Source organism: Synechococcus sp. GFB01 (assembly GCF_001039265.1).
GTDB lineage: Bacteria > Cyanobacteriota > Cyanobacteriia > PCC-6307 > Cyanobiaceae > NIES-981.
Genome location: NZ_LFEK01000015.1, coordinates 1 through 21,547 on the forward strand (window position 1 = coordinate 1; position 21,547 = coordinate 21,547).

Below are 21,547 nucleotides of genomic sequence, written 5' to 3' on the forward strand. Positions count from 1 at the left end.
CCCGGTCCTGGCCGGACCGCGCCTCGCCCAGATCGAGATCGTGCCGGCGCCGGATGCCGGCAGAGCCCAGCCGGCCGCCCCGGCAGCCGCCGCCCAGGATCCCGCTTACCAGGAGGACGCCTACATCCTCGGCACGGGCGACGGCCTGCTGCTGCGCTTCCTGGCGGTGCCTGATCTCTCCGGGCCGATCGAGATCCTCAACGACGGCACGGCCTCCCTGCCGCTGCTCGGGATCGTGCGGCTCGGCGGGCTCACCCTCTCCCAGGCCAGTCAGTGGCTGGAGACGCTCTACCGCAAGCAGCTGCAGCGCCCCAACCTGCAGTTGCGGGTGGTGCAGCCGCGGCCGCTCCGGGTGGCGCTGGTGGGGGAGGTGGAGCGGCCTGGGATCTACACCCTCACCACCACGGAGGCTTCGAAGACCGAGGCCGCCGTGTCGATCAGCGGCGCCCCCACCCTGGTGGACGCCATCCAGAAGGCCGGCGGGCTCACCGCGATGGCCAACCTGGGCGACGTGTGGCTGCAGCGGCGCATGCCGGGCCCGGAGCAGCGCTACAAGCGCGCCCGGGTCGATCTGCTGGCGCTGGTGCGGGAGGGCGACATGGTGCAGAACCCGCTGCTCTTCGACGGCGATGTGATCCGCATCGAGCGCGTGAGCGAGGAATCGGCCGCCCAGGCGGCCGAGATGGCCTCGAGCACGCTCTCGCCCACCGAGATCACGGTGAACGTGGTGGGCGAGGTGAAGGCGCCCGGCCGCCTTCAGGTGCCGGCCAACACCCCGCTGATGCAGGCGATCCTGGCCGCCGGGGGCCCCGAGAACTGGCGGGCCAGGACCTCCAAGGTGGAGGTGGTGCGCATCAACCGCAACGGCAGCGCCCAGCGGCGCACCTACGTGTACGACCCCAGCCAGGACGTGTCGATGGCGAAGAACCCGCCCCTGGTGGCGGGCGACACGGTGATCGTGAATCGCAGCCGCTACGCGGTGGCCTCCGACGCGATCGGCGCCGTCGGTGAGCCCCTCACCGGTCTGGTCAACGCCCTCACCCTGTTCCGCCTGCTCGACAACGACCTCTGATGCCACGGTTCTGATGCTGCGGTTCCCGCGAGCCGCCGCCTCGCCGCTGCTTGAATGCAGGCCCGGCCGGCCTGCGGCGCCATCACCCATCCCGCCCCTCCCATGACCCGCAAGAGCGCCCTGATCACCGGCATCACCGGGCAGGACGGCAGCTACCTGGCCGAGCTGCTGCTCGAGAAGGGCTACGTGGTACACGGCATCAAGCGGCGGGCCAGCAGCTTCAACACCACCCGGATCGACCACCTCTACCAGGATCCGCATGATGCCGATCCGCGGCTGGTGCTGCACTACGGCGATCTCACCGACAGCACCAACCTGATCCGGATCATTCAGCAGGTGCAGCCTGACGAGATCTACAACCTCGGCGCCCAGAGCCATGTGGCAGTGAGCTTCGANGCGCCCGAATACACGGCCAACAGCGATGCCCTGGGCACGCTGCGGATTCTCGAGGCGGTGCGGATGCTGGGGCTGGTGGAGCGCACCCGCATCTACCAGGCGAGCACCAGCGAGCTCTACGGGATGGTGCAGGAGATTCCTCAGACCGAGCGCACCCCCTTCTATCCGCGCAGCCCCTACGGCGTGGCCAAGCTCTACGCCTACTGGATCACGGTGAACTACCGCGAGGCCTATGGGATGTACGCCTGCAACGGCATCCTCTTCAACCACGAATCGCCGCGCCGGGGCGAAACGTTCGTGACCCGCAAGATCACCCGCGGCCTGGCCCGGATCGACGCCGGCCTCGACGACTGCCTGTTCATGGGCAATCTCGATTCGCTGCGCGACTGGGGTCACGCCCGCGACTACGTGGAGATGCAGTGGCGGATGCTGCAGCAGCAGCGGCCGGAGGATTTCGTGATCGCCACCGGCCGGCAGGAGAGTGTGCGGCGCTTCATCGAGCTGGCGGCCGCCGAACTCGGCTGGGGCGAGCTGGAGTGGCAGGGCGAGGGTGTGCACGAGGTGGGCCTGCGCCACACCGGCGAGGTGGTGGTGCGGATCGATCCGCGCTATTTCCGCCCCGCCGAGGTGGACACGCTGCTGGGCGATCCGACCAGGGCGCATGAGAAGCTGGGCTGGACCCCCACCACCACCCTCGAGGGGCTGGTGGCCGAGATGGTGGCGGCGGATCGGGAGGAGGNCCGCAAGGAGGCGCTGCTGCGTCTCAAGGGCTTCAAGGTGGTGGGCAGCCGTGAGTGAGGCCCTGATCACCCCGGCTGAACGCATCTATGTGGCGGGCCACCGGGGCATGGCGGGCGCGGCGGTCTGCCGGGCGCTGCGCCGTGCCGGCTATGGCGACGCGGCGGCGGCCCAGGCGGCCGGCGGCGCCCTGCTCACGGCCGGCAGCGATGCGCTCGATCTGCGCGACGGCGCGGCCGTGGAGCACTGGTTTGCCGATCAGCGGCCCACGGTGGTGGTGCTGGCGGCCGCGAAGGTGGGCGGCATCCACGCCAATGCCGCCTACCCGGCCGATTTCCTGCTCGACAACCTCAAGATCGAGACCCATGTGATCGAGAGCGCCTGGCGGCACGGGGCGAGGCGGCTGCTGTTCCTGGGCAGCAGCTGCATCTATCCGAAGTTCGCGGCCCAGCCGATCCGGGAGGAGGCGCTGCTGAGCGGCGCTCTCGAGCCCACCAATGCGTGGTATGCGATCGCCAAGATCGCCGGCATCAAGCTGGCCGAGGCGCTGCGGCTGCAGCACGGCTTCGATGCGATCAGCCTGATGCCCACCAACCTCTACGGGCCGGGCGATAACTATCACCCCGAACACAGCCACGTGCTGCCGGCGCTGATCCGCCGCTTCCACGAGGCGGCCGAGCGCCCCGAACGCGGCCGGGGCACGAGCGTGACCTGCTGGGGCAGCGGCACGCCGCTGCGCGAGTTCCTGCATGTCGATGACCTCGGCGAGGCCTGCGTGTTCGCCCTCGAGCACTGGGATCCGGATGCTCCCGGCGCCCCGCGGGCCGAGGGGCCCGGCGGCGAGGATCTCGGCCCGCTGCGCTTCCTCAACGTGGGCACGGGGGTGGATCTGAGCATCCGCGAGCTGGCGGAGGCGGTGGCGGCGGCCACGGGCTTCGCCGGCACGATCGCCTGGGACACCACCCAGCCGGACGGCACCCCGAAGAAGCAGCTCGACGTGAGCCGTCTGGCGGCGCTGGGCTGGCGGGCCCGGATCCCGTTGGCGCAGGGGCTGGAGGCCACCGTGGCCGACTTCCGCTCCCGGCTGGCGGCCGGCACGCTGCGCAGCGTCTGAGCTGAGCTCGTCGAACCGATGCGCCCGCCCACAAGCCGCCTGAGGGGCAGCCGCTGTCCGCTGAGCTGGCGGGCCCTGCAGTGCTGCCGAAAGGGGGTCGGGCGAGTGTCCGATTTCCGGGCCCCAGCACCACCAGATGTGGTGTGCCAAGGCCCTTTCCGCGTGATCCTGATGGAGGAGGCTCTCCTCGACCGCCGGATCGCATCGGTAGCCTGTGCTCCCCGGGTGTCCGCAGAACCCGCTGCCGCTGCTTGAATCAGAACACCGCGCCGGTTCTGAGACGCTGGAGCCTCGCTCGCGTCCGGGTCGGCTGCTGGCTCACGGTTGCGTCCCGGCCTCGGTTGCGGCTTGCCCGCAGCCCGATTCGGAGCTGCTGAGCATGCCCGAGGATGCCAAGGCGAAACCCCGCGGCGCTTCCACCGACCAGCCCTCCAGCGACCCCAGCCCCTTCCCGGTGTTTCCAGATCTGAACAACTGCACCGTGGCGGTGATCGGGCTGGGGTATGTGGGCCTGCCGCTGGCGGTGGCGTTCGCCACACCGCAGGCCTGCCTGCGCTCGGGCCAGCCGCTCCGTCGCCGGGTGATCGGCTTCGAGATCAACGCGCAGCGGCTGGAGGAGCTGCGTCAGGGCCGCGACCGCACCAACGAGACCAGTGCCGCGGAGCTGGAGGGCGCCACGCTGCTGGAGTTCACCACGGATCCGGCCGTGCTGGCCGCCGCCGATGTGTTCGTGGTCACGGTCCCCACACCGATCGACAGCGCCAAGCGCCCTGATCTCGTACCGCTGCAGCAGGCCAGTGCGATGGTGGGCGGGGCGCTCAGGGCCCGTGCCGAGCGTGGCGCGCCAACGCAACCCCTGGTGATCCTCGAGAGCACGGTGTATCCGGGTGCCACCGAAGAGGTGTGTGTGCCGCTGCTGGAGCGTGAATCGGGGCTGGTCTTCAACCGCGATTTCGTGTGCGGCTACAGCCCGGAGCGGATCAACCCGGGCGACCGCGAGCACCGACTCACCACATTGGTGAAGGTGACGAGTGGGTCCACCCCCGAGGCGGCCGCCTGGGTGGATGGCTTCTACGGCTCGATCGTGGCCGCGGGCACCCACCCGGCCGCCAGTCTCAGGGTGGCGGAAGCCGCCAAGGTGATCGAGAACACCCAGCGCGATCTGAACATCGCCCTGGTGAACGAGCTGGCGGTGATCTGCCGCCGCCTGGGCATCGACACTCTTGATGTGCTGGAGGCGGCCGGCACGAAGTGGAACTTCCTGCCCTTCCGGCCGGGCCTGGTGGGAGGGCACTGCATCGGCGTGGATCCCTTCTACCTCACCCACAAGGCTCAGCAGCTGGGCTATCAGCCCGAGGTGATGCTCGCGGGGCGTCGCATCAACGACGGCATGGGCGCCTGGCTGGTGGAGGAGCTGATCCAGGAGCTCACCAGCCGCCATCTGCCGATTCTCGACACGCCGGTGCTGCTGCTGGGGCTCGCCTTCAAGGAGAACTGCCCCGACATCCGCAACACCGGCGTGGCTGCTGTGGTGGCGACCCTGCGCCGCTTCGGCATGGTGCCGGTGGTGGTGGATCCCTGGGTGGATCCGGCGGAGGCCGAACGTGAGCTCGGCCTGGCGGTAGCGGCCGAGCCACCCGCCGACGCCCGCTTCACGGCGTTGATCGCGGCGGTGGGCCATCGGCAGTTCAGGGCCTGGAACGCCGATCGATGGCGTTGCCTGCTGGAGCCGGGCGGGGTGCTGCTGGATGTGAAGGGCATCGTGCCGCGCGAGCTGAAGCCGCTGCGGCTCTGAACGGCTCCGGCCCATGCCCGTCCCCCCGGCACCCCTGATGCCCGCATTCACCCGTCCCGATACCCGCCGTGCTTCCCCCGACCCCGCCGAGCAGTGGCTGGTGCTGGAGCCCAACCGGATCGAGAAGCAGTACTGGAAGGATCTGTGGCGCTACCGGGAACTGTTCGCCATCCTGGCCTGGCGCGACATCACGGTGCGCTACAAGCAGACCGCCATCGGCGTGGCCTGGGCGCTGATCCGCCCGTTTCTCACGATGGTGGTGTTCACGGTGATCTTCGGGCGGCTGGCCAGGCTGCCCAGCGAGGGTGATGCGCCCTATGCGGTGCTGGTGTTCGCCGGCATGCTGCCCTGGCAGTTCTTCAGCACGGCGCTGAGCAGCTGCTCCGACAGCCTGCTCGCCAACGCCAACCTGCTCACCAAGGTGTATTTCCCGCGGCTGATCGTGCCGGCGGCGGCGGTGATCACCAGCTTCGTGGATTTCCTGATCTCGTTCGTGATCCTGGCGGGGCTGATGCTGTGGTTTCGGTGGTGGCCGAGCTGGCGGCTGCTCACCCTGCCGCTCTGGGTGGCCATCGCCTTTGCCGCCAGCATGGGGGCGGGGCTGTGGCTGGCCAGCCTCAACGTGCAATACCGGGATTTCCGCTATGTGGTGCCGTTCCTGGTGCAGTTCGGCCTCTATGTGAGCCCGGTGGGCTTTTCGAGCGCGATCGTGCCGGAGCGGTGGCAGCTGCTCTATGCGCTCAACCCGATGGTGGGGGTGATCGAGGGCTTTCGCTGGGCGATCATCGGCCNGGGGGCGGCGATCAACCCGGCGGGTTTCGGGTTGTCGATGGGGATCGTGGCGTTGCTGGCGATCACGGGCGTGCACCAGTTCCGGCGCATGGAGAAGCGCTTTGCGGATGTGATCTGACTGAAAAGCGCAGGTACTATGCATGCAGCCGGCTTGCTCCGTCCCGTGGCCACGCTCCAGATCCGCGATCTGCCCGATCCCCTGCATCAGCTGTTGCAGCTGCGGGCGCGACGACACCACCGCAGCCTGAGCCAGCAGGCCCTCAGTGATCTGCAGCAGGCCTGTGGAGGAGATCCCCGTGAGCGACGTCGCCAGGCCCTCGCCGACCTTCAGGCCCTAGCGGAGGAGCAGGGCCGGCGGCCATTTGATCCCTCTGCGGAGGAGTTGATTCGCCAGGACCGTTCCCGCTGAGATGGCCAGCCTGGTTCTGGATGCCTCGGCGGTGGTACGGATCATCGAGGGGTCTGAGCAGTCGGCCTTCTTTCAAGAGGCTGTGCTGAATGCCGATCTGGTGCTCGCTCCCGAGCTGATGCTCACCGAGGTGGCCAATGCCCTGTGGCGCCTGCAACGGGCCGGCCAGCTGGCAGCCGACGGCCTGCAGCAGCGCCTGAGCAGGGCGGCGGAGCTGGTGGATGTGATCGAACCCGACCGCCATCTGCAGGTGGAAGCACTGGCCTTGGCCTGCCACCTCGATCATCCCGTCTACGACTGCCTCTATCTGGCTCTTGCCCGACGTGAAGCGGCCGTGCTGCTCAGCGCCGATCAGCGCTTGCAGCAGCTGGCATCCCGGGTGCTCCCTTGACCTGTTGACGATGACCCCACACCCTCAGGTATGAGCGATTCCGATGTGGTGATCCGGGTGGAGGGCCTGGGCAAGAAATACGCCCTCCACCACGAGCAGCCGGAGCGCTACCGGGCCCTGCGCGATTCGATCGCCCACCGGGCCCGGGCCGCCGGGAAGCTGCTGAACCCGTTCACACTGGCGGGCCAGCTGCGGCGGGCGCAGCGCCATGCGGCCCATGAGCAGCGGGGAGCGGAGGAGGAGTTCTGGGCGCTGAAGGATGTGAGCTTCGAGATCCGCAGGGGTGAGCGGGTGGGGATCATCGGCCGCAATGGGGCGGGCAAGAGCACCCTGCTGAAGATCCTCAGCCGCATCACCGAACCCACCACGGGCCGGGTGGAGATCCGCGGCCGGGTGGCGAGCCTGCTGGAGGTGGGCACGGGTTTTCACCCGGAGCTCACGGGCCGGGAGAACATCTATCTCAATGGCGCCATCCTTGGGATGACGCGGCGGGAGATCCGCTCGAAGTTTGATGCGATCGTGGACTTCGCCGAGGTGGAGAAGTTTCTCGACACGCCAGTGAAGCGGTATTCCAGCGGCATGTATGTGCGGCTCGCTTTTGCGGTGGCGGCGCACCTGGAGCCGGAGATTCTTGTGGTGGATGAGGTGCTGGCGGTGGGGGATGCCAGCTTTCAGAAGAAGTGCCTTGGGAAGATGGAGGGCTTTACAGAAGGACAAGGTCGAGCATTGATATTCGTAAGTCATCAAATGGGGGCATTGGCCAGCATATGCGAATCTGGGCTGCTTTTGGATAGTGGCCTGTTGACATATCATGGAGCCGTCTCAGAAACGATCGATAGATATCTGGCCAAGGGACGGATTACATCTAAAACTCCATTAAGTGACAGAAAAGACCGAGAAGGATCAGGCGAGCTTAAATTTATTGAGATCCAAGTCTTGGACAAGTTCGGCAATGACTATAGCCAGATTATTTCGGGATCGGCTTTGGAAATAAGAGCGGCCTGTAAAGCCTCTGCTTGCATTCAGGACTTGCATAGGGTTGTATTCGCAATTGATCTGCTAGACCGTGATTCGAGGTTTGCAGCCATTTTCTCTTCGAACGAGATGGGAATTACAATTAATAAAAACAAATCCTGTAAGGAGGGTGACATACTCGGCCTCCGTCTGTGGATTCCTGAGCTTACGCTTAGAGAAGCCGTGTATTCAGTCAGGCTTTCCGTGTCGCTACTTGGAACAGATAGTACATCAAGGCTTGATGGCATCAATGAAGCGACTTGGCTTAATGTCATCAGGGGTGACTATTGGCAAACAGGAAACCTAAATATGCCAGGAAGCTTTGGCATTGTGCAAGGATCACTCAGGCTTGAAACAATAAACATTATGCATCAGGAAAATCATCTTAGATGTGATCTAAATCAATCCCAATGACAAGGATCGCTCAACGGATTGCGGCCAAAATAAAGCCTATTCTTAATGCCTTGAATGAAGAGGCGCTGCTTAACAAAGTTCTTGCAAAAATACATAGGCAAGCCAAGGCTGACGGAATAAAGTATTGTCAAGTCCTTACGGTCTATAAAAGAAAAAATCTTGCCCTGCAGCTTAAGTGCATATTAGAACAAGCTCTTGCGCCGCAGTCTTTGCTGATATACCACAATCAATCATATGTTGACATTAGGCTAAGCAGGCAAGCAATAAAATCTGTAGACGTGTTGCGCTATACTCACAATGTAAACTGGAACGCAAAGTTCCATGGGCGTTTCTATGCCTGCCTGCCAGTTGATGCGAAGTTCTACATCGTATGGGACGACGATATTGAGCCTGGCCGTTACTGGAATCAGAGATGTCTAGATTTGATGAAGAATCGCAACTGTATAGTCACTGCCAACGGAAGAATTATCTTACAAGATGCCTTGCAATCAGAAAAGCTTGATGATATGTATGAGCTTGGGTACGGTGATGGCAGCTTTAGGGACCTAGATAAGGATACAGTTGTTGACTATGGTGGTCATTCTTGGGCATTTCGCAGAAAGAGTCTCATCGATATGGCGTCATATGATCCACCATCGCTACTTAACTCAGAAGACTTTCATATCAGTGCAGCTTCATTGCTGGCATCCGGTACGGAAACAGTTGTTCCCTCTCAGCAGCTATCTCAACCGGACTTTCTGCCTGACAAAAGCATGAGCAGACATGGAGTGGACAGGCATGCCTCTTACAATACAAACACTCAGGAATACATGAGAGAGAGACGGCGAATCATTCAATCTTGGATTAATGATATGAAATATGTTCCACTGCTCGCGAGAAGTGGCTTTGGCCAATGATTTTCTTCTTAGGTCTAAAGTTATTTCAGTATAACACCCTTCAGGCTATTCTTCTTCATGCGAAACATGCGCATAGGTTACATACTGTCTAAACGATTTCCATATGCAAAGCTCCTCTGTCCAGATGCAGGATTGCCAATAGCCAGCGAATACGGATGGTCGGCACATCATATTACCTCTAGAGAGTTGCAAGACCTAGACTGTATGGTAATTGACAATAGACATCACGATAAACAGGAGCTCTTGGAGTTAAAGTCTGCTATAGACCAGTATTCAAAGGCTATATTTGTATTGCGAGTTAATGATCATTGCATGTTTCATGCTAATGATCCGTGGTACCAGTTCTGCAGGGAAATGGTTGATCATGAACGGGTCCATTATCTGTCTCCATATCAGCCATCGGGAATCATTTCGTCCTGGCTCTCTAGTGCTCTCCGTTCACGATTTATCTATGCACCATTTACCTATGATCCGAAACACGAAGTCAACTTTCCTCATGCTCAACGAATCCATGCTACGGCAGTAACTGGCAACCAGCGAGATGACCTTTATCCGCTTCGTTATAAGCCTTACCTTCTATCTAGATTTTTCATGACTAGAGCATTGTTTAAGCTGTCCACCCTGAGGCATCCAGGATATCCGGAGAAAGCCTGTCTTCCCTCCCATAATGTAACTGGAAATGCTTATATAGAGTGGCTGTCACGGCATGTAGGGGCCTTTACCGATTCGTCCATCTATAGGCTTGAGCTATTAAAGTATCGAGAGATCGCCTATGCAGGCTGCATGCCAGTTGGGGATCTTCCATGGTCTTTGTATCAATGCCCCTCATCTGCATTCTTTGAGTTTCGGCGAGCCAGAGATCTCTTTCGTCTTCGCTCTATCCNTTCTGATCCTGCAACCACTGAGGCAGCAGCTACTGAATATAGGTCATTCATGCGTAAATCTCGGTGTAGGAAGCGTTGGCAAAAGACTGTAGTAAAGTCACTCGAAAGTCTGATGAAATATTGATCTTTGATGTTGTAGGCACAAGTTAATGAGGTCATGCGCATAGCAGTTGTCTTTGAGAGCTTCGTGCGCGCGGGCTCGCAGCGTCATCTTCTGGAAATTCTTAAGGGTATTCGTCTATTCAGGCCAGACCTTGAGTGCCAGCTATTCTTGATCGCCCCCACCAACGACCGCTGGGGCACATATCTCTTCGAACTACAGCAAGTTGGCATTGTTGTTGTTAAAGCTCCCTATGTGTTCAGGCGTCACGATGGTCAATTTATTGGAAGCCGAGTTCTTAATTGGTGGAGTCGTCGCTGGCTAGAGAGGATCCTTAATTATACTTTCTATCGCCAGCTTGCGGAATTTGACACTGTCGTTTGTGCGCAGCCCTTTGTGGCTGATTTGTTACTTCCTCACGCTAGGATCGGTCAGCGCCTTTGCTTCCATTTGATGGAGCACATGGCTCAGCGCTCACGCTATGAGTACGAACGTCTACTCCGCAATAGACGCCTGAGCTTGGTGTTTATGCACAACAGTCAGATAGTCCAGCTGCCCACAAAGTTTGATCTAACGAAGACGCTCACTTGGCCCGTTCGTCTCTGCCCAGGCCAGCATCTGGAAGCCCTGGGTCCCAAGGATGATGTTTCCAATCCTTTTTGCATAGTGCATTACTCCCGCATATCGCCGATGCGTTTTGTTGATCAGGTGATCGATGCGTTTGCACTATTGTGCTGTCACACATCAGCTACCTTGCGGATCGCTGGTTTCATTGAGGATCCCTCCTACCACCTAGCATTGCTTTCTCAGATCGCGCGCCTAGGTCTCTCTGATGCCATTCGTTTTGTGGATCCAGTGCCCAGCCCTGCGGAGGATCCAGCCCGTGCCGAGGTGGATCTGGTGTGGATGATCTCCCTCAGCGGTCACATCGGCTATGCCGGCATTGAGGCCATGGCCGCTGGCCTGCCCACCCTGCTGCTGGAGGTGGATCACCACGGCGATCCTGCGTGCGTGGATCCCGAGCTAGCTGGCCTGATCTGCGCCACACCTCAGCAGCTGGTGCAGCGCAGCCTTGAGCTCAAGACCGATCCCGGCGCTTTCCGCGAGCAGCAGGCCCAGCTGGTGCGCCAGCGCTTCATCACCACCAAGGAGGCGATCGACGAGCTCACCGCCTTTTACCTCGGTCAGCGGTGAGCGATCCCTTCCTGCAGCCTTCACCTGCGCCGGGCAACATGGATCGCTACCTGCCTCGCCAAGCGATCCTGCAGGCGATCCGCAGCTGCAGTGCCCACCTGCGCGGGCGGTGTCTCGATGTGGGTTGTGGCAACAGCCCCTACCAGCCGCTGCTGCTTCACGCACCCTTTCAGCTCACCGAGGTGATCGGCCTCGATCGCGCAGGCCCGCGCTGTCAGCAGAGCCCACCCGATCTGGTGTGGGTCAACGGCGCCATCCCGCTCCCCAACGCGTCGGTCGATAGCGCCCTCTGCACCGAGGTGCTCGAGCACTGCCCCGACCCGGCTTCCCTGCTCACAGAGGTTCACCGGGTGCTGAAGCCCGGCGGCAGCCTGCTGCTGACCGTGCCCTTCCTCTGGCCCCTGCATGAGGTGCCCAACGATTGGTGCCGTTACACACCCTTCGCGCTGCGACACCTGCTTGAGAACGCAGGCTTCCAGGTTTGTGAGCTGCGACCGCTGGGCGGCTACGACCGCAGCCTCGCCCAGGTGCTGGGCCTCTGGTTGCGGCGCCGGTCGATGAACCGCTGGCTGCGGGCAGTGCTCACTCTGGTGTTCTATCCCGTCTGGACAGGCCTGCGGCTCAGCCGCGAACCGGATGCCAGCGGATTCGAAGAAGGCATGATGATCACANGGCTGATGGCCANGGCGACGAAGCCATGAGTGAGCGCCTTGTGTTGCTAAGTCCCGAGCCTGTCGCCACGTCGGAATCCTTCATCCGCGCCCATCGCGATCACTTGCCTTTTCAGGTGATCCCGCTTTACCGGTGGCGGTTGNCGTACAAGACGGCTCAGGGTCGCTGGGTTGCTCTGGTTCCTGGTGCACTGCGCCTCATGGCAGAACGACTACATCTATGGGGCCTGGCCTGCTGTGCTGATCGCTGGGGTCAGCGACAGGCGGCCGGCTGGCTGCGCCGTAGCCAGGCTGATGTACTGGTGGCTGAATACGGCCCCCTGGGTGCCGGCATCGCCCTTGCCTGCAGGCTTGCCAACATCCCTCTGGTGGTGATCTTCCATGGTTTTGATGCCTACCAGCACGACACCCTGGAGCGATACCGCCGGCCCTACAGCGAGCTGTTTGCTGCTGCGGCTGCTCTGGTGGTGGTCTCGGAGCCGATGCGCCAGCAGCTGATCCAGCTGGGTGCACCGGGCGAACGCATCCAGGTGAATCCCTGTGGCGTGGATCCCCGCCGCTTCTGTGCTGCCGCACCTGCTGCTTCACCGCCCCACTTTCTCGCCATCGGCCGCTTCGTGGGCAAGAAAGGNCCCCTGCTCACGATCGAGGCTTTTGCCAGAGCCCATCAGGTGGAGCCAGACTGCCGGCTCACGATGATCGGCACCGGCCCCCTTCTGGCTGACTGCCAGCGGCGGGTGGCCGAGCTGGGTCTCCACGATGTGATCAGCTTCACCGGTGGCTGTTCCCACGTCACCGTGCAGGCCAAGCTGCGCCATGTGCGTGCGGTGGTGCAACACTCCCTGCGCTGCCCCTCCGGTGATCAGGAAGGTACCCCCGTCGCCCTGATCGAGGCCCAGATGGCCGGCTTGCCCGTGGTCACCACGGTCCACGCTGGGATTCCAGGGGTGGTGATTCATGGCCGCACGGGATTTCTTGTGCCGGAAGGCGATGTGCCCGGCATGGCCGAGGCGATGATCTGGCTGGCCCAATCCCCTCAGCTGGCCGCTGAGATGGGTAGTGCCGCTCGCACCAACGCCTTGAAGCACCACACCCTGGAGCGCCACATCCAGGCCCTGGCCGCCACGATCCACGAAGCCATCAGTCGCCATCAAGGGCTGGCCACGGGCTGAGCCCCATGCGCTGCCTCTGTCTCGTCGTTCACTACTTCAACCCTCAGGGCACTTTCGGCGGGCGCTCCAAGCATCAGGATCCCCAGAAGCGCTGTCGCATTGTGGAGAGGGCCCTGTTCTCCCTGCGGGCTTTCAGGGATTTCGACGTGCGGGTCTGCGGCCATGGCGGGCGCAGCCTCGTGCCCCTGGATCTCGACCTCAGTGATCGCAGCGACAACCCGGAGTTTCTGGTGTTCGAGGCCCTGCAGCTGCTGCAGGAGTTCAGCGATGCCTACGACTATTTCCTAGTGGTGGAAGACGACATCCTGTTGAGCGCTGATGTATGGCGAAATGTGCTGGAGTTTGATGCTCACTACGGTGCGCCATCAGACCAGCGCTGGATTTTCCATCCCAACCGGATTGAAGTTCGCCNGNCGGCCAGGCTCCCATCTGCATCGATCTGGCCGTGCTGCGGCGCCGCATCGGCCAACCCATCAGCTTTGAGGACCGCCAGCTGCAGGAGCATGAAAATCCCCATAGCGGCCTGCTGCTGGTGAACCGCCCCAAGCTCGACATCATTGCCCGTGAAGTGGATCCCCGCTTCCGTGGCACGGTGATCGGAGGACCAATGGCCTCCGCTTTCGCCCACTATCACAAGCCCTTTCGATTGTTTCGCCCCATTGATGGGCTCGACTTCCACACCATCCAGCACCTGGATGCGATGCAGTGGACCCCCCTGAACCTAGGCCAACGGTTGCTTCGTAAGGCCAAGCGCATCAGCAACAGGATTAAGTCATGAAGAGAGCAGTTAATTCACTGTTCAGGAAACTTGGCTACCGAGTTGTTCAGGATTCTCCTCTGCTCTTCCATGGGCAAGAGTTGAATGAGCTCTACAGGCAAGCCCCCTGGATCAAGTATTGGCTTGAGCTCACAGAGAACGAACGAGAGGCCGTGAGTCCATTTCTCTNGGCTTCGAAAGCGCAGCTTGGCCAAGACCTCTTCGCCTGGCTTGAATCGCAACCGCATAGCAGCTCTCGAACGCCTTTCTTTGTTGATATTGGCGCTTCCGATGGTGTGCGCTTCAGCAACACCTGGTTGCTGGAGAAGCATCTAGCCTGGCAAGGCATCGCTGCCGAACCGGCTCGTTGCTGGCATCAAAGCCTTGTCAATCATAGGTCCTGTATTGTGGATACGCGTGCTGTTTTCAGCACATCCGGTCAGCAACTCCTGTTTCTTGACGTCAGCAATTCCAAAGGCTATCGCGAGCTGTCAGGCCTGGCCAGCACCAGTGCCAGTGACGAAAGGCGCCAGACAAGGCAGGCCGATCCAACGACCTATGAGGTTGAAACGATCAGCCTGAAAGACCTTCTCGCTTGCCATCAGGCCCCAGAGTTCATCGACTTCCTCTCGATCGATACCGAAGGCAGTGAGCTCGCGATTCTTGAATCGTTCGATTTTGATTCGCACACCTTCGGCTCGATCTGTGTTGAGCATAACTACAACGCCAACACCAGGGATGCAATCCATGCACTTTTGAACAGCAAGGGCTATCAGAGGAAGCATGTCAAAGCCTCGGCCTGGGATGATTGGTATGTTCCGAGGCACAGTGCGTAGTCCACTCTCGCTGCACTCAGAGATCACGTTGTGTGCCATCAAGAGAGTCATCTTGTGTGCCGATGGTGATTCGCGGGATATCAATCTGTGGTCGAACATTCCCTTCCTGCTTGGCGCTGAGCTCGAACGCCGCGGCATCGAGCTGATCCGCGTCAACCTGCAGGCCCCCTGGCTGATTCGTCGCCTCTGGCGCTACAGCCTCGGCCCGCGCCACAAGCTGCGCCACTGGCACACCAGCATCGACTTCTACCGCTCCCGCACCAACCATTGGCTCACCACCCGCCGCCTCGACCGGGCCGTGCGGCGCCATGGCGGGCCTGGCACCCTCCTGATCAACCTCTCGATCAGCTGCGCCCCCAGCAAGAGCACGATCCCAGTGGTGCTGCTCAGCGACTGGAGCTATCACCACTACATCAACGAGCGTCTCGGCCGTGAGCCCGACCGTGCCGAGCGCGGCACCATCGCTCGCGAGACCGCCGCCATGGCACGTGCCTCGCTGGTGGTGGTGCTCTTCCCCGAATCCGCAGCTCGCCTGCAGCGCCAGATCCCCGCTGGGCGCTTTCGGTTCCTCGGCCATGTGATCAACGATCACCCCCTGGCGCCGCCGCCTCCAGCGCAGCCCCCAGCCGCCACACTCCATCGCCCCTGGCGGCTGCTGTTCGTAGGTCGGCCCCGGTATCTGGAGGGGCTGGAGTTGCTGTTGCAGGCCGTCGCCCTGCTGCCCGCCGATCTGCCGGTGCAGCTCGATGCCATCGGCATCGGCGCGCCAGACCTGGCTTCACCGCCGGCGCTCCAGTTGCCGGTGCACCTGCATGGCTACCTCAGCAAAGCCGATCCCGCCCAGCGTCACACCTACTACAGCCTGCTCAACCAGGCCGATCTGGTGATCACCGCCTCCAGCGGCTGGGGTGGCTTTTCCGCCACCGTGGAAGCCATGCACCGCCGCACCGCCGTGCTCACCGCCCCCTACGCCGAGTTCCAGGCGCTGTTCGGCACCACGATTCCATTCGGCGCTTACTTGCCGGAACTCACCCCTGCTGCTCTGGCCGTTGCCATCACCACGCAGCTGCGGGAGCCGGATCGCCTGGCTCAACAGCAACAGGCCGCCCACACGGCTGTGTTGGAGTTCACCTGGGAGGTGTTCGTGGATCGTCTGTTGGCTGAGCTTGAAACGCTGACATCGAATACCTGGCCAAGCAGCATCCCAGTTCCTGCCACCTGAGAAGCGTCCACTGATGTCAGATCCTCCACAGTTCACTCTGATCACCTCCACGCTCAATTCCGGGGCCACCCTGGAGCGCTGTTTGCGCAGTGTGGCGGGTCAGACCAACGCCAGCTTCGAACATCTGATTGCCGACGGTGCATCCAGCGACAACACCCTGGAGATCGTGGAGCACTACTGCCAGCGCTATCCCCTGCGCCTGGCCTGCTCCACGCCGGACACGAGCCTCTACCAGGCCTGGAACCGCGGCGTGGAACAAGCGCGTGGCCAATGGCTCCTGTTTCTCGGCTCCGACGACTTTCTGATCTCGGGCGACATCCTCAGTCGCGTGGCTGAGGCGATTGAAGCTGACCCAAGCCTGGGGGCCTACCGGTTCCTCTATGGCGATACGGTTGACGCAGAGGAGCCCCCTGATTGGGCCATCTATCGACCCAACAGCTGGCTGCAGCGTCTGCGTGGCGTCACGGAGTTTCCCACCAGCGTGTTCATCAACGGTCAGCTGTTCCAGCAGGGCAATCGTTTTGACGAGAGCTATCGCATCTGCGGGGATCACAAGTTTTTCATGGAGCACGATCTATTCACTCATGGCGAATACTTGCCAGTCACGATGATTTCCTTTCAGCAGGGCGGCATCAGCAGCAATCGCAACTATGAGCGCATGCACTATCTCGAGCGGAGCCGCATGCTTGCCGAGCTCAACCGCTCCAGGCCTTGGTACAGCGAGTGCTACTACTGGCTGCGCTCCCACCAGCGCAACTCCAGGCCGTCCTGAGTTCCCCTCTCATGCCGTATGGCCAATGTGCATGGAAGCGGTGCCGCCCCCTCTGGTTCCGCCTGCCGCGGCTGCTGCGTGTTGTCTGGATCCTCGCTGCAGTGGCACTGGGGCCACTGCAGCGCCGCTGGCCCCCGGATCCTCACCGCGTCCGCGCTCTGCTGCTGGTGCGCGACCTGCATTCACCTCTGCCCGCACTGGTGGAGAGCCTGTTGCAGCAAGGGCTGTACCCGAACCACATTCTGCTGTTGGATTCGGGATCCACCAGCCCGGCCTGCCTCTCCACCCTCGCAGTCCTGGAACAGAGAGGATGCCAGTGGATCCGGCTTGCCCCTGAAGACCAGCGCTTCGGGCCCTATGCCCCCTGGCTCACCCCCAGGCTGCGACAGCAGATCCGCAGCTGGCGCTACCCATACCTGGTGAGTGATCCCGACCTGGCGATCCCGACAACCATCCCCAGCGATTGGCTGGTACGGCTGTTCAGCGCGCTGAACCAGCACCGCTGTGTGCTCAAGGTGGCTCTGCCCCTGGACGTCAGCACGATCACTGTTCAGAACAGCAGCGCCATCAGGGCCCATGAAGAGGGCCTCAGCCGTCATCCTCCTACCGGCTGCTGTCACGCCTGCTGCTGGGAAACAATACTGATGCCGTGGTTTGCACCACCGATACCACCTTGGCCTTGTATCGGCCGGCACGGCACTTCTCAACACTCTCGATTCGCCTCCCTTCCCGCTACGCCATAGCGCATCTTCCCTGGCATGGCGATTTCTGTGCATCGCCTGAGTATCAGTACTACCAATCTCACAAGCTACATCTGTTTGGAGACTGGAGCAGCATCCAACATGCCCAGCCTCCTGATCGCCAGATCAAACCACCTCACTGAAACTCGATGGCGATGGGTTCCGGCAAGAGCAAAACAGTCGGCATCGTTGACTACGGCACGGGCAATATCGCCTCTCTGGATCAGGCTTTCACGGTGCTTGGCTCAACAGTTCGCCTCATTCATACCGCCGAGCAGCTTAGTCATCTTGATGCCGTGGTGTTGCCTGGTGTAGGTCACTTCGGTCCCTCGCGCCAGCGGCTGCAGTCCAGTGGTGTGCAGGAGGCCTTGATCGAGCAGATTCGCTCCGGTCTGCCCACCCTGGGCATCTGCCTTGGTTTCCAGCTGCTCACCCAATCCAGCGAGGAAGCTCCACACGTGGAAGGGCTCGGCCTGCTGCCGCTGCGCACCGAGCGGCTAAGGCCCACCAACACCAAGCTTCACAAGGTGCCCCACCTTGGCTGGAATTCCCTCATACCCCCTGCCGATCCACCTGGGCTGCTCGTCGGCATCGCTCCAGAGCACCAGCTCTTCTATTTTGCCAACGCCTACGCCGTGGCCCCCAGCCCCAACCTGAGCGGCTGCCAGGCGCACTATCAGCATGAGCGTGCCTGGCTGGCAGTGGTGCAGCAGGGAAACATCCACGGCGTGCAGTTTCATCCCGAAAAGAGCCGCGGCCAGGGCCTGCAGCTGCTGCGCAACTTTCTGGCCGGCTGATCATGCTGCGCCCTCGTCTGATTGCAACCCTGCTCGTGGATGCCCAGCTGCATCTGGTAAAAACCACCGCATTTGAGCAGCGGCACTACCTTGGCGATCCCCTAAATGCCGCCTATGTGTTCAGCGGCTTCGAGGCGGATGAGCTGCTCGTACTTGACATTGACGCCACGCCTCAGGGCCGGCCGATCCCGGCACGTTTCGTGGAGGCTCTGGCGCGCTTCACCAGTGTTCCGCTCACCATCGGGGGCGGCATCAACTCCCTGGATCAGATCCATGATCTGCTGGTCCTCGGTGTCGAAAAGGTGGCCCTCAGCGGTGCCCTGAATCGAAACCTGGCGTTTCTTGAGCAAGCTGCGGATCGGTTTGGTTCGTCGACAATTTCGGTGGTGCTCAATGTGCAGCACCATGCCGATGAGCCGCCATTGGCCTGGTTCGGGCGCCCAACCCCAGGCACTGTTGGTCAACCGCTGGAGGAGATCGCGTTGGCCTGCCAACAGGCAGGTGCGGGCGAACTGGTGCTCAACGCCGTGGACCGCGATGGCAGCCACAGCGGTTTCGACGTGGCTGTGCTGGCCAGCCTGAACAAGCAGCTCACGGTCCCGTTGGTGGCGCTGGGGGGCTGCGGCAGCCATGCGGATATCGCAGAGCTGCTGGCCGCGACTCCATTGTCAGGCGTCGCCGCTGGAAGCCTGTTTGTTTATGCGCCAGGCACCAACGAGGTGCTGCTTAACTACCCCCACACCAGCGCCTGGCTGGCTGAGCAGTTGCCGCGTCTGCNANGGGTCTGGCGATGAGCACGCCGCTGCGGCCCTACCAGATCTGCGCGCGCTGCGTGATGGACACCAGCGATCCCTGGATCCGCTTCAACCGGTTGGGGGTTTGCAACCACTGCAGCGACTTCCTCGCCAAGCGTGTCGTCGTCACTGCCTACCAGCAACGCCAGACGCAGTCACCAGACAGCGGCCTGAAATGCCTTTTCGATGAAATCCGATCCAGGCGGGCCCCAGGCTCAGGCCCTGACGTGATCGTGGGGGTCAGTGGCGGCGTCGACAGCTCCAGCGTGGCCCTGCTCGCCCAGCAGGCCGGCCTGCGGGTGCTGGCGGTGCACATGGACAACGGCTGGGATACTCCCATCGCCATCCAGAACATCTACAGGCTGATCGGCCTGCCAGGCATCGAGTACCACGCTGAAGTGCTCAACTGGAACGGCTTCAAGGCGATCCAGCGTGCCTTCATCGAGGCCGGTGTTCCCGACATCGAACTGCCCACCGATATCGCCATCCAGGCTGCCCTGCATCGCGTAGCCCAACAGCGGAGCATCCGGACCATCCTCAGCGGCGGCAACATTGCCAACGAGGGCATCCTCCCGGTCGCCTGGCTTTACNACGCCCGCGACAGCCGCTATGCCCACGCGGTGCTCAGCCAATCCGGTGTATCCCGCCGTCTCTACCAGCCGATCAATTTCGGTTTCCGCCGCGAGTTGCGCTGTCGGCTGTTGCAAGGGATCCGCACCCTCTACCCCCTCAACCGCTTCCGCTACGACAAGGAGGCGGCCCGCCAGAACCTTAAGCAGGCCATCGGTTGGAAGAGCTATGGCGGCAAACACTGTGAATCCACCTTCACCCGCTTCACCCAGCTGGTGTATCTCCCCCGGCGTCACCAGGTGGATTACCGTCGTGGCTATCTTTCCGCCGACATCTGCCTGGGCAAGATCACCCGCGCTGATGCCCTCCACCAGCTGCAGATCCCGCCTTGGGCAGCACTCAACGTGGAGCAGGATCTNGCCTTCGTTGCGCGCAAGCTCGACTATGCCCCTGCCGAACTCCAAGCCGCTATGGACTCCCCGCCGCGGTGGTATGTCGACTTCCCCAACCACAAGCGGCTGCTGGGCTTGGCCTATGACAGCTACCGGATGCTGACGGGGCGACCCAAGGCCTCAAATTTCTGAACGTGCAGAGCCTGCACCAATCCTGTCCCGTCTGCCAAAGCCCTCAACTGGTTGCTGTCTGGCCAACCCATCCTGAACAGCTTCTCCGGTGTCAATCATGTGGCTTGGTGTTCGAGCAGCGAATTCCAAGCGATTCCGAACTGGCGAAGCACTATGCCCAGTATGGCTATGGCCATCTCAAGCTCTGCCCTGCAGCCACTCGCGCCAGCTACCGCCAAGTACTCCAGAGCTTTGCACCTTGGCGCGGCGAGGGGAGGTTGCTGGACATCGGTTGTGGTCAGGGAGATTTCTTATCCGAAGCGACTGCAGCCGAATGGCAGGTCTGTGGAATTGAGTTTTCCGAGGAAGCCGTGGCTCTTTGTCGCAGCCGCGGCCTCCACGTGGCACAAGGATCATCAGCAGCCACGGCCTACAGCGGCTCTGTATTTGATGTAATTACAGCCTTTGAGGTGCTTGAACATCTGCGCTCCCCTGGAGACTTGCTTCAGGATGCGGCTGCCCTCCTGCATCANGGGGGACTGCTGTATCTGACCACTCCCAACTTCAACGCCATCTTGCGCCATTTCGAGCGCCAGAACTATCAGCCTGTTTCCTATCCCGATCATCTCTGCCTTTTCACGCCATCCTCGCTGAAGCAATTTGCCCAGGCACATNGATTCAGAATCGCCAAACTCCGCACTACTGGGCTCGATCCCTGGCGATTCAAGCCTTGCATGCAAAGCACCCCGGCACAGCAGCATGGTGCTACAGCGGAATCGGTAGATCTGCCAAGTCAAGTTGCATGCCAGAAGACCGAAGGGAATGTCAATGCACTTCTAGACCGGTCCAGTCTTCGGGATGCGACCTATCAGAGTCGGCGACTTGCGTTTGTCAAAGCGATCGTCAATGGCCTGGTCAATGCTGTGGGCGTAGGTGAGACGCTCAAAGTCTGGCTCATCAAAACGTGAGCAGAGCATCGCTTCGCATTCTCGGGCTGTCTCTGTATGGNCCCCAGGCCGCCAGTCACCGCGTGCGGCTGTTGCAGTTCCGGCCAGGGCTGGGGGCTGCCGGTTACGAGCTGGAGATCCAGTCGCTGCTCGATAATGCTTATGTCCAGCGTCGTTTCGCCGGCGCTTCCCCCTCGCTGCGAGGTCTGCTCGCCGCCTATGTCCAGCGCCTGCAGGCCCTGGGCCATGCGGCGCGCTTCGATCTGGCGATCGTCTACGCCGAGTTGCTGCCACTGCTGCCTGCCTGGCTGGAGCGTCGCCTCCTGAGCATTCCTTACATCCTCGACCTCGACGACGCCTTCTATCTCAAGTACCGCAGGGGCAGCCTCGGCCTGCTGCGCCCCCTGCTGGGATCCAAGATCGACCACTTGATGATCGGATCCTCGGCCATCACCGCCGGCAACCAGCACCTGGCTGCCTACGCCGAGCGCTTCAAT

The 21,547-nt window shown here is 61.7% G+C and carries 20 protein-coding genes; all 20 read left to right on the forward strand.

The genetic code is table 11. The features are described from left to right. The first annotated feature begins 7 nt into the window (after nt 1-7). The 20 genes from SYNGFB01_RS03020 (at nt 8) to SYNGFB01_RS12900 (ending at nt 21,071) form a co-directional block, all read left to right on the forward strand. Nucleotides 8-1,072, forward strand: a complete 1,065-nt coding sequence (locus tag SYNGFB01_RS03020; protein WP_082325837.1) for a polysaccharide biosynthesis/export family protein — start codon at nt 8-10, stop codon at nt 1,070-1,072. 102 nt (nt 1,073-1,174) lie between these two features. Next, a complete protein-coding gene (gmd, locus tag SYNGFB01_RS03025) occupies nt 1,175-2,266 on the forward strand; it encodes a GDP-mannose 4,6-dehydratase (protein ID WP_048016893.1) in 1,092 nt (363 codons plus the stop codon). Continuing rightward, nucleotides 2,259-3,320 carry a GDP-L-fucose synthase gene (locus SYNGFB01_RS03030; protein WP_255347522.1) on the forward strand — a complete coding sequence of 354 codons (1,062 nt, stop codon included), beginning with the start codon at nt 2,259-2,261 and terminating at the stop codon, nt 3,318-3,320. The genes gmd and SYNGFB01_RS03030 overlap by 8 nt, the downstream gene beginning before the upstream one ends. A 379-nt stretch (nt 3,321-3,699) precedes the next feature. Beyond that, on the forward strand, nt 3,700-5,115 hold the full coding sequence (locus tag SYNGFB01_RS03035; protein ID WP_082325829.1) for a nucleotide sugar dehydrogenase: 1,416 nt from the start codon (nt 3,700-3,702) through the stop codon (nt 5,113-5,115). 37 nt (nt 5,116-5,152) lie between these two features. Beyond that, nucleotides 5,153-6,025, forward strand: coding sequence for an ABC transporter permease (locus SYNGFB01_RS03040; protein ID WP_048016875.1), 873 nt, complete (start codon nt 5,153-5,155; stop codon nt 6,023-6,025). 45 nt (nt 6,026-6,070) lie between these two features. Next, nucleotides 6,071-6,316, forward strand: coding sequence for a hypothetical protein (locus SYNGFB01_RS03045; protein ID WP_048016896.1), 246 nt, complete (start codon nt 6,071-6,073; stop codon nt 6,314-6,316). A gap of 1 nt (nt 6,317) precedes the next feature. Then, the gene (locus tag SYNGFB01_RS03050) at nt 6,318-6,707 is read left to right on the forward strand and encodes a type II toxin-antitoxin system VapC family toxin (RefSeq protein ID WP_048016876.1); all 390 of its coding nucleotides are present in this window, start codon (nt 6,318-6,320) and stop codon (nt 6,705-6,707) included. Between the two features lie 30 nt (nt 6,708-6,737). Then, entirely contained in the window at nt 6,738-8,135 is a 1,398-nt protein-coding gene (locus SYNGFB01_RS03055; protein WP_048016877.1) for an ABC transporter ATP-binding protein, read from the forward strand. Further along, nucleotides 8,132-9,031 carry a hypothetical protein gene (locus SYNGFB01_RS14025; protein ID WP_152669489.1) on the forward strand — a complete coding sequence of 300 codons (900 nt, stop codon included), beginning with the start codon at nt 8,132-8,134 and terminating at the stop codon, nt 9,029-9,031. The genes SYNGFB01_RS03055 and SYNGFB01_RS14025 overlap by 4 nt, the downstream gene beginning before the upstream one ends. 1,041 nt (nt 9,032-10,072) lie before the next feature. Beyond that, a complete protein-coding gene (locus tag SYNGFB01_RS13645) occupies nt 10,073-11,209 on the forward strand; it encodes a glycosyltransferase (protein ID WP_082325831.1) in 1,137 nt (378 codons plus the stop codon). Then, on the forward strand, nt 11,206-11,910 hold the full coding sequence (locus SYNGFB01_RS03065) for a class I SAM-dependent methyltransferase (protein WP_048016879.1): 705 nt from the start codon (nt 11,206-11,208) through the stop codon (nt 11,908-11,910). The genes SYNGFB01_RS13645 and SYNGFB01_RS03065 overlap by 4 nt, the downstream gene beginning before the upstream one ends. Nucleotides 11,911-12,080: 170 nt before the next feature. Beyond that, the gene (locus SYNGFB01_RS03070; protein ID WP_161795832.1) at nt 12,081-13,052 is read left to right on the forward strand and encodes a glycosyltransferase; all 972 of its coding nucleotides are present in this window, start codon (nt 12,081-12,083) and stop codon (nt 13,050-13,052) included. Between the two features lie 532 nt (nt 13,053-13,584). Beyond that, nucleotides 13,585-13,830: a hypothetical protein gene (locus tag SYNGFB01_RS14030; RefSeq protein ID WP_152669490.1), complete on the forward strand. Its 246-nt coding sequence runs from the start codon at nt 13,585-13,587 to the stop codon at nt 13,828-13,830. An 80-nt stretch (nt 13,831-13,910) separates the two neighbouring features. Beyond that, nucleotides 13,911-14,645: an FkbM family methyltransferase gene (locus SYNGFB01_RS12895; RefSeq protein ID WP_161795833.1), complete on the forward strand. Its 735-nt coding sequence runs from the start codon at nt 13,911-13,913 to the stop codon at nt 14,643-14,645. A gap of 52 nt (nt 14,646-14,697) precedes the next feature. Further along, entirely contained in the window at nt 14,698-15,867 is a 1,170-nt protein-coding gene (locus tag SYNGFB01_RS03085) for a glycosyltransferase (RefSeq protein ID WP_048016882.1), read from the forward strand. Between the two features lie 13 nt (nt 15,868-15,880). After that, the gene (locus SYNGFB01_RS12340; protein WP_053068290.1) at nt 15,881-16,639 is read left to right on the forward strand and encodes a glycosyltransferase; all 759 of its coding nucleotides are present in this window, start codon (nt 15,881-15,883) and stop codon (nt 16,637-16,639) included. Between the two features lie 889 nt (nt 16,640-17,528). Continuing rightward, on the forward strand, nt 17,529-18,176 hold the full coding sequence (gene hisH, locus SYNGFB01_RS03100) for an imidazole glycerol phosphate synthase subunit HisH (RefSeq protein WP_082325833.1): 648 nt from the start codon (nt 17,529-17,531) through the stop codon (nt 18,174-18,176). Between the two features lie 2 nt (nt 18,177-18,178). Beyond that, nucleotides 18,179-18,970, forward strand: coding sequence for a HisA/HisF-related TIM barrel protein (locus SYNGFB01_RS03105; RefSeq protein WP_048016884.1), 792 nt, complete (start codon nt 18,179-18,181; stop codon nt 18,968-18,970). Beyond that, nucleotides 18,967-20,124, forward strand: coding sequence for a hypothetical protein (locus SYNGFB01_RS03110; RefSeq protein WP_053068291.1), 1,158 nt, complete (start codon nt 18,967-18,969; stop codon nt 20,122-20,124). Before SYNGFB01_RS03105 ends, SYNGFB01_RS03110 begins: the two co-directional genes overlap by 4 nt. A 107-nt stretch (nt 20,125-20,231) precedes the next feature. Beyond that, nucleotides 20,232-21,071 carry a bifunctional 2-polyprenyl-6-hydroxyphenol methylase/3-demethylubiquinol 3-O-methyltransferase UbiG gene (locus SYNGFB01_RS12900; RefSeq protein ID WP_235299890.1) on the forward strand — a complete coding sequence of 280 codons (840 nt, stop codon included), beginning with the start codon at nt 20,232-20,234 and terminating at the stop codon, nt 21,069-21,071. Nucleotides 21,072-21,547 lie beyond the last annotated feature (476 nt).

Excerpts from the sequence above, each read along its gene's own strand:
- SYNGFB01_RS14025 (WP_152669489.1), top strand. The coding sequence starts at position 8,132 with ATGACAAGGATCGCTCAACGGATTGCGGCCAAAATAAAGCCTATTCTT.
- SYNGFB01_RS13645 (WP_082325831.1), top strand. The coding sequence starts at position 10,073 with ATGCGCATAGCAGTTGTCTTTGAGAGCTTCGTGCGCGCGGGCTCGCAG.
- SYNGFB01_RS03050 (WP_048016876.1), top strand. The coding sequence starts at position 6,318 with ATGGCCAGCCTGGTTCTGGATGCCTCGGCGGTGGTACGGATCATCGAG.
- SYNGFB01_RS03035 (WP_082325829.1), top strand. The coding sequence starts at position 3,700 with ATGCCCGAGGATGCCAAGGCGAAACCCCGCGGCGCTTCCACCGACCAG.
- hisH (WP_082325833.1), top strand. The coding sequence starts at position 17,529 with ATGGCGATGGGTTCCGGCAAGAGCAAAACAGTCGGCATCGTTGACTAC.
- SYNGFB01_RS03055 (WP_048016877.1), top strand. The coding sequence starts at position 6,738 with ATGAGCGATTCCGATGTGGTGATCCGGGTGGAGGGCCTGGGCAAGAAA.
- SYNGFB01_RS12340 (WP_053068290.1), top strand. The coding sequence starts at position 15,881 with ATGTCAGATCCTCCACAGTTCACTCTGATCACCTCCACGCTCAATTCC.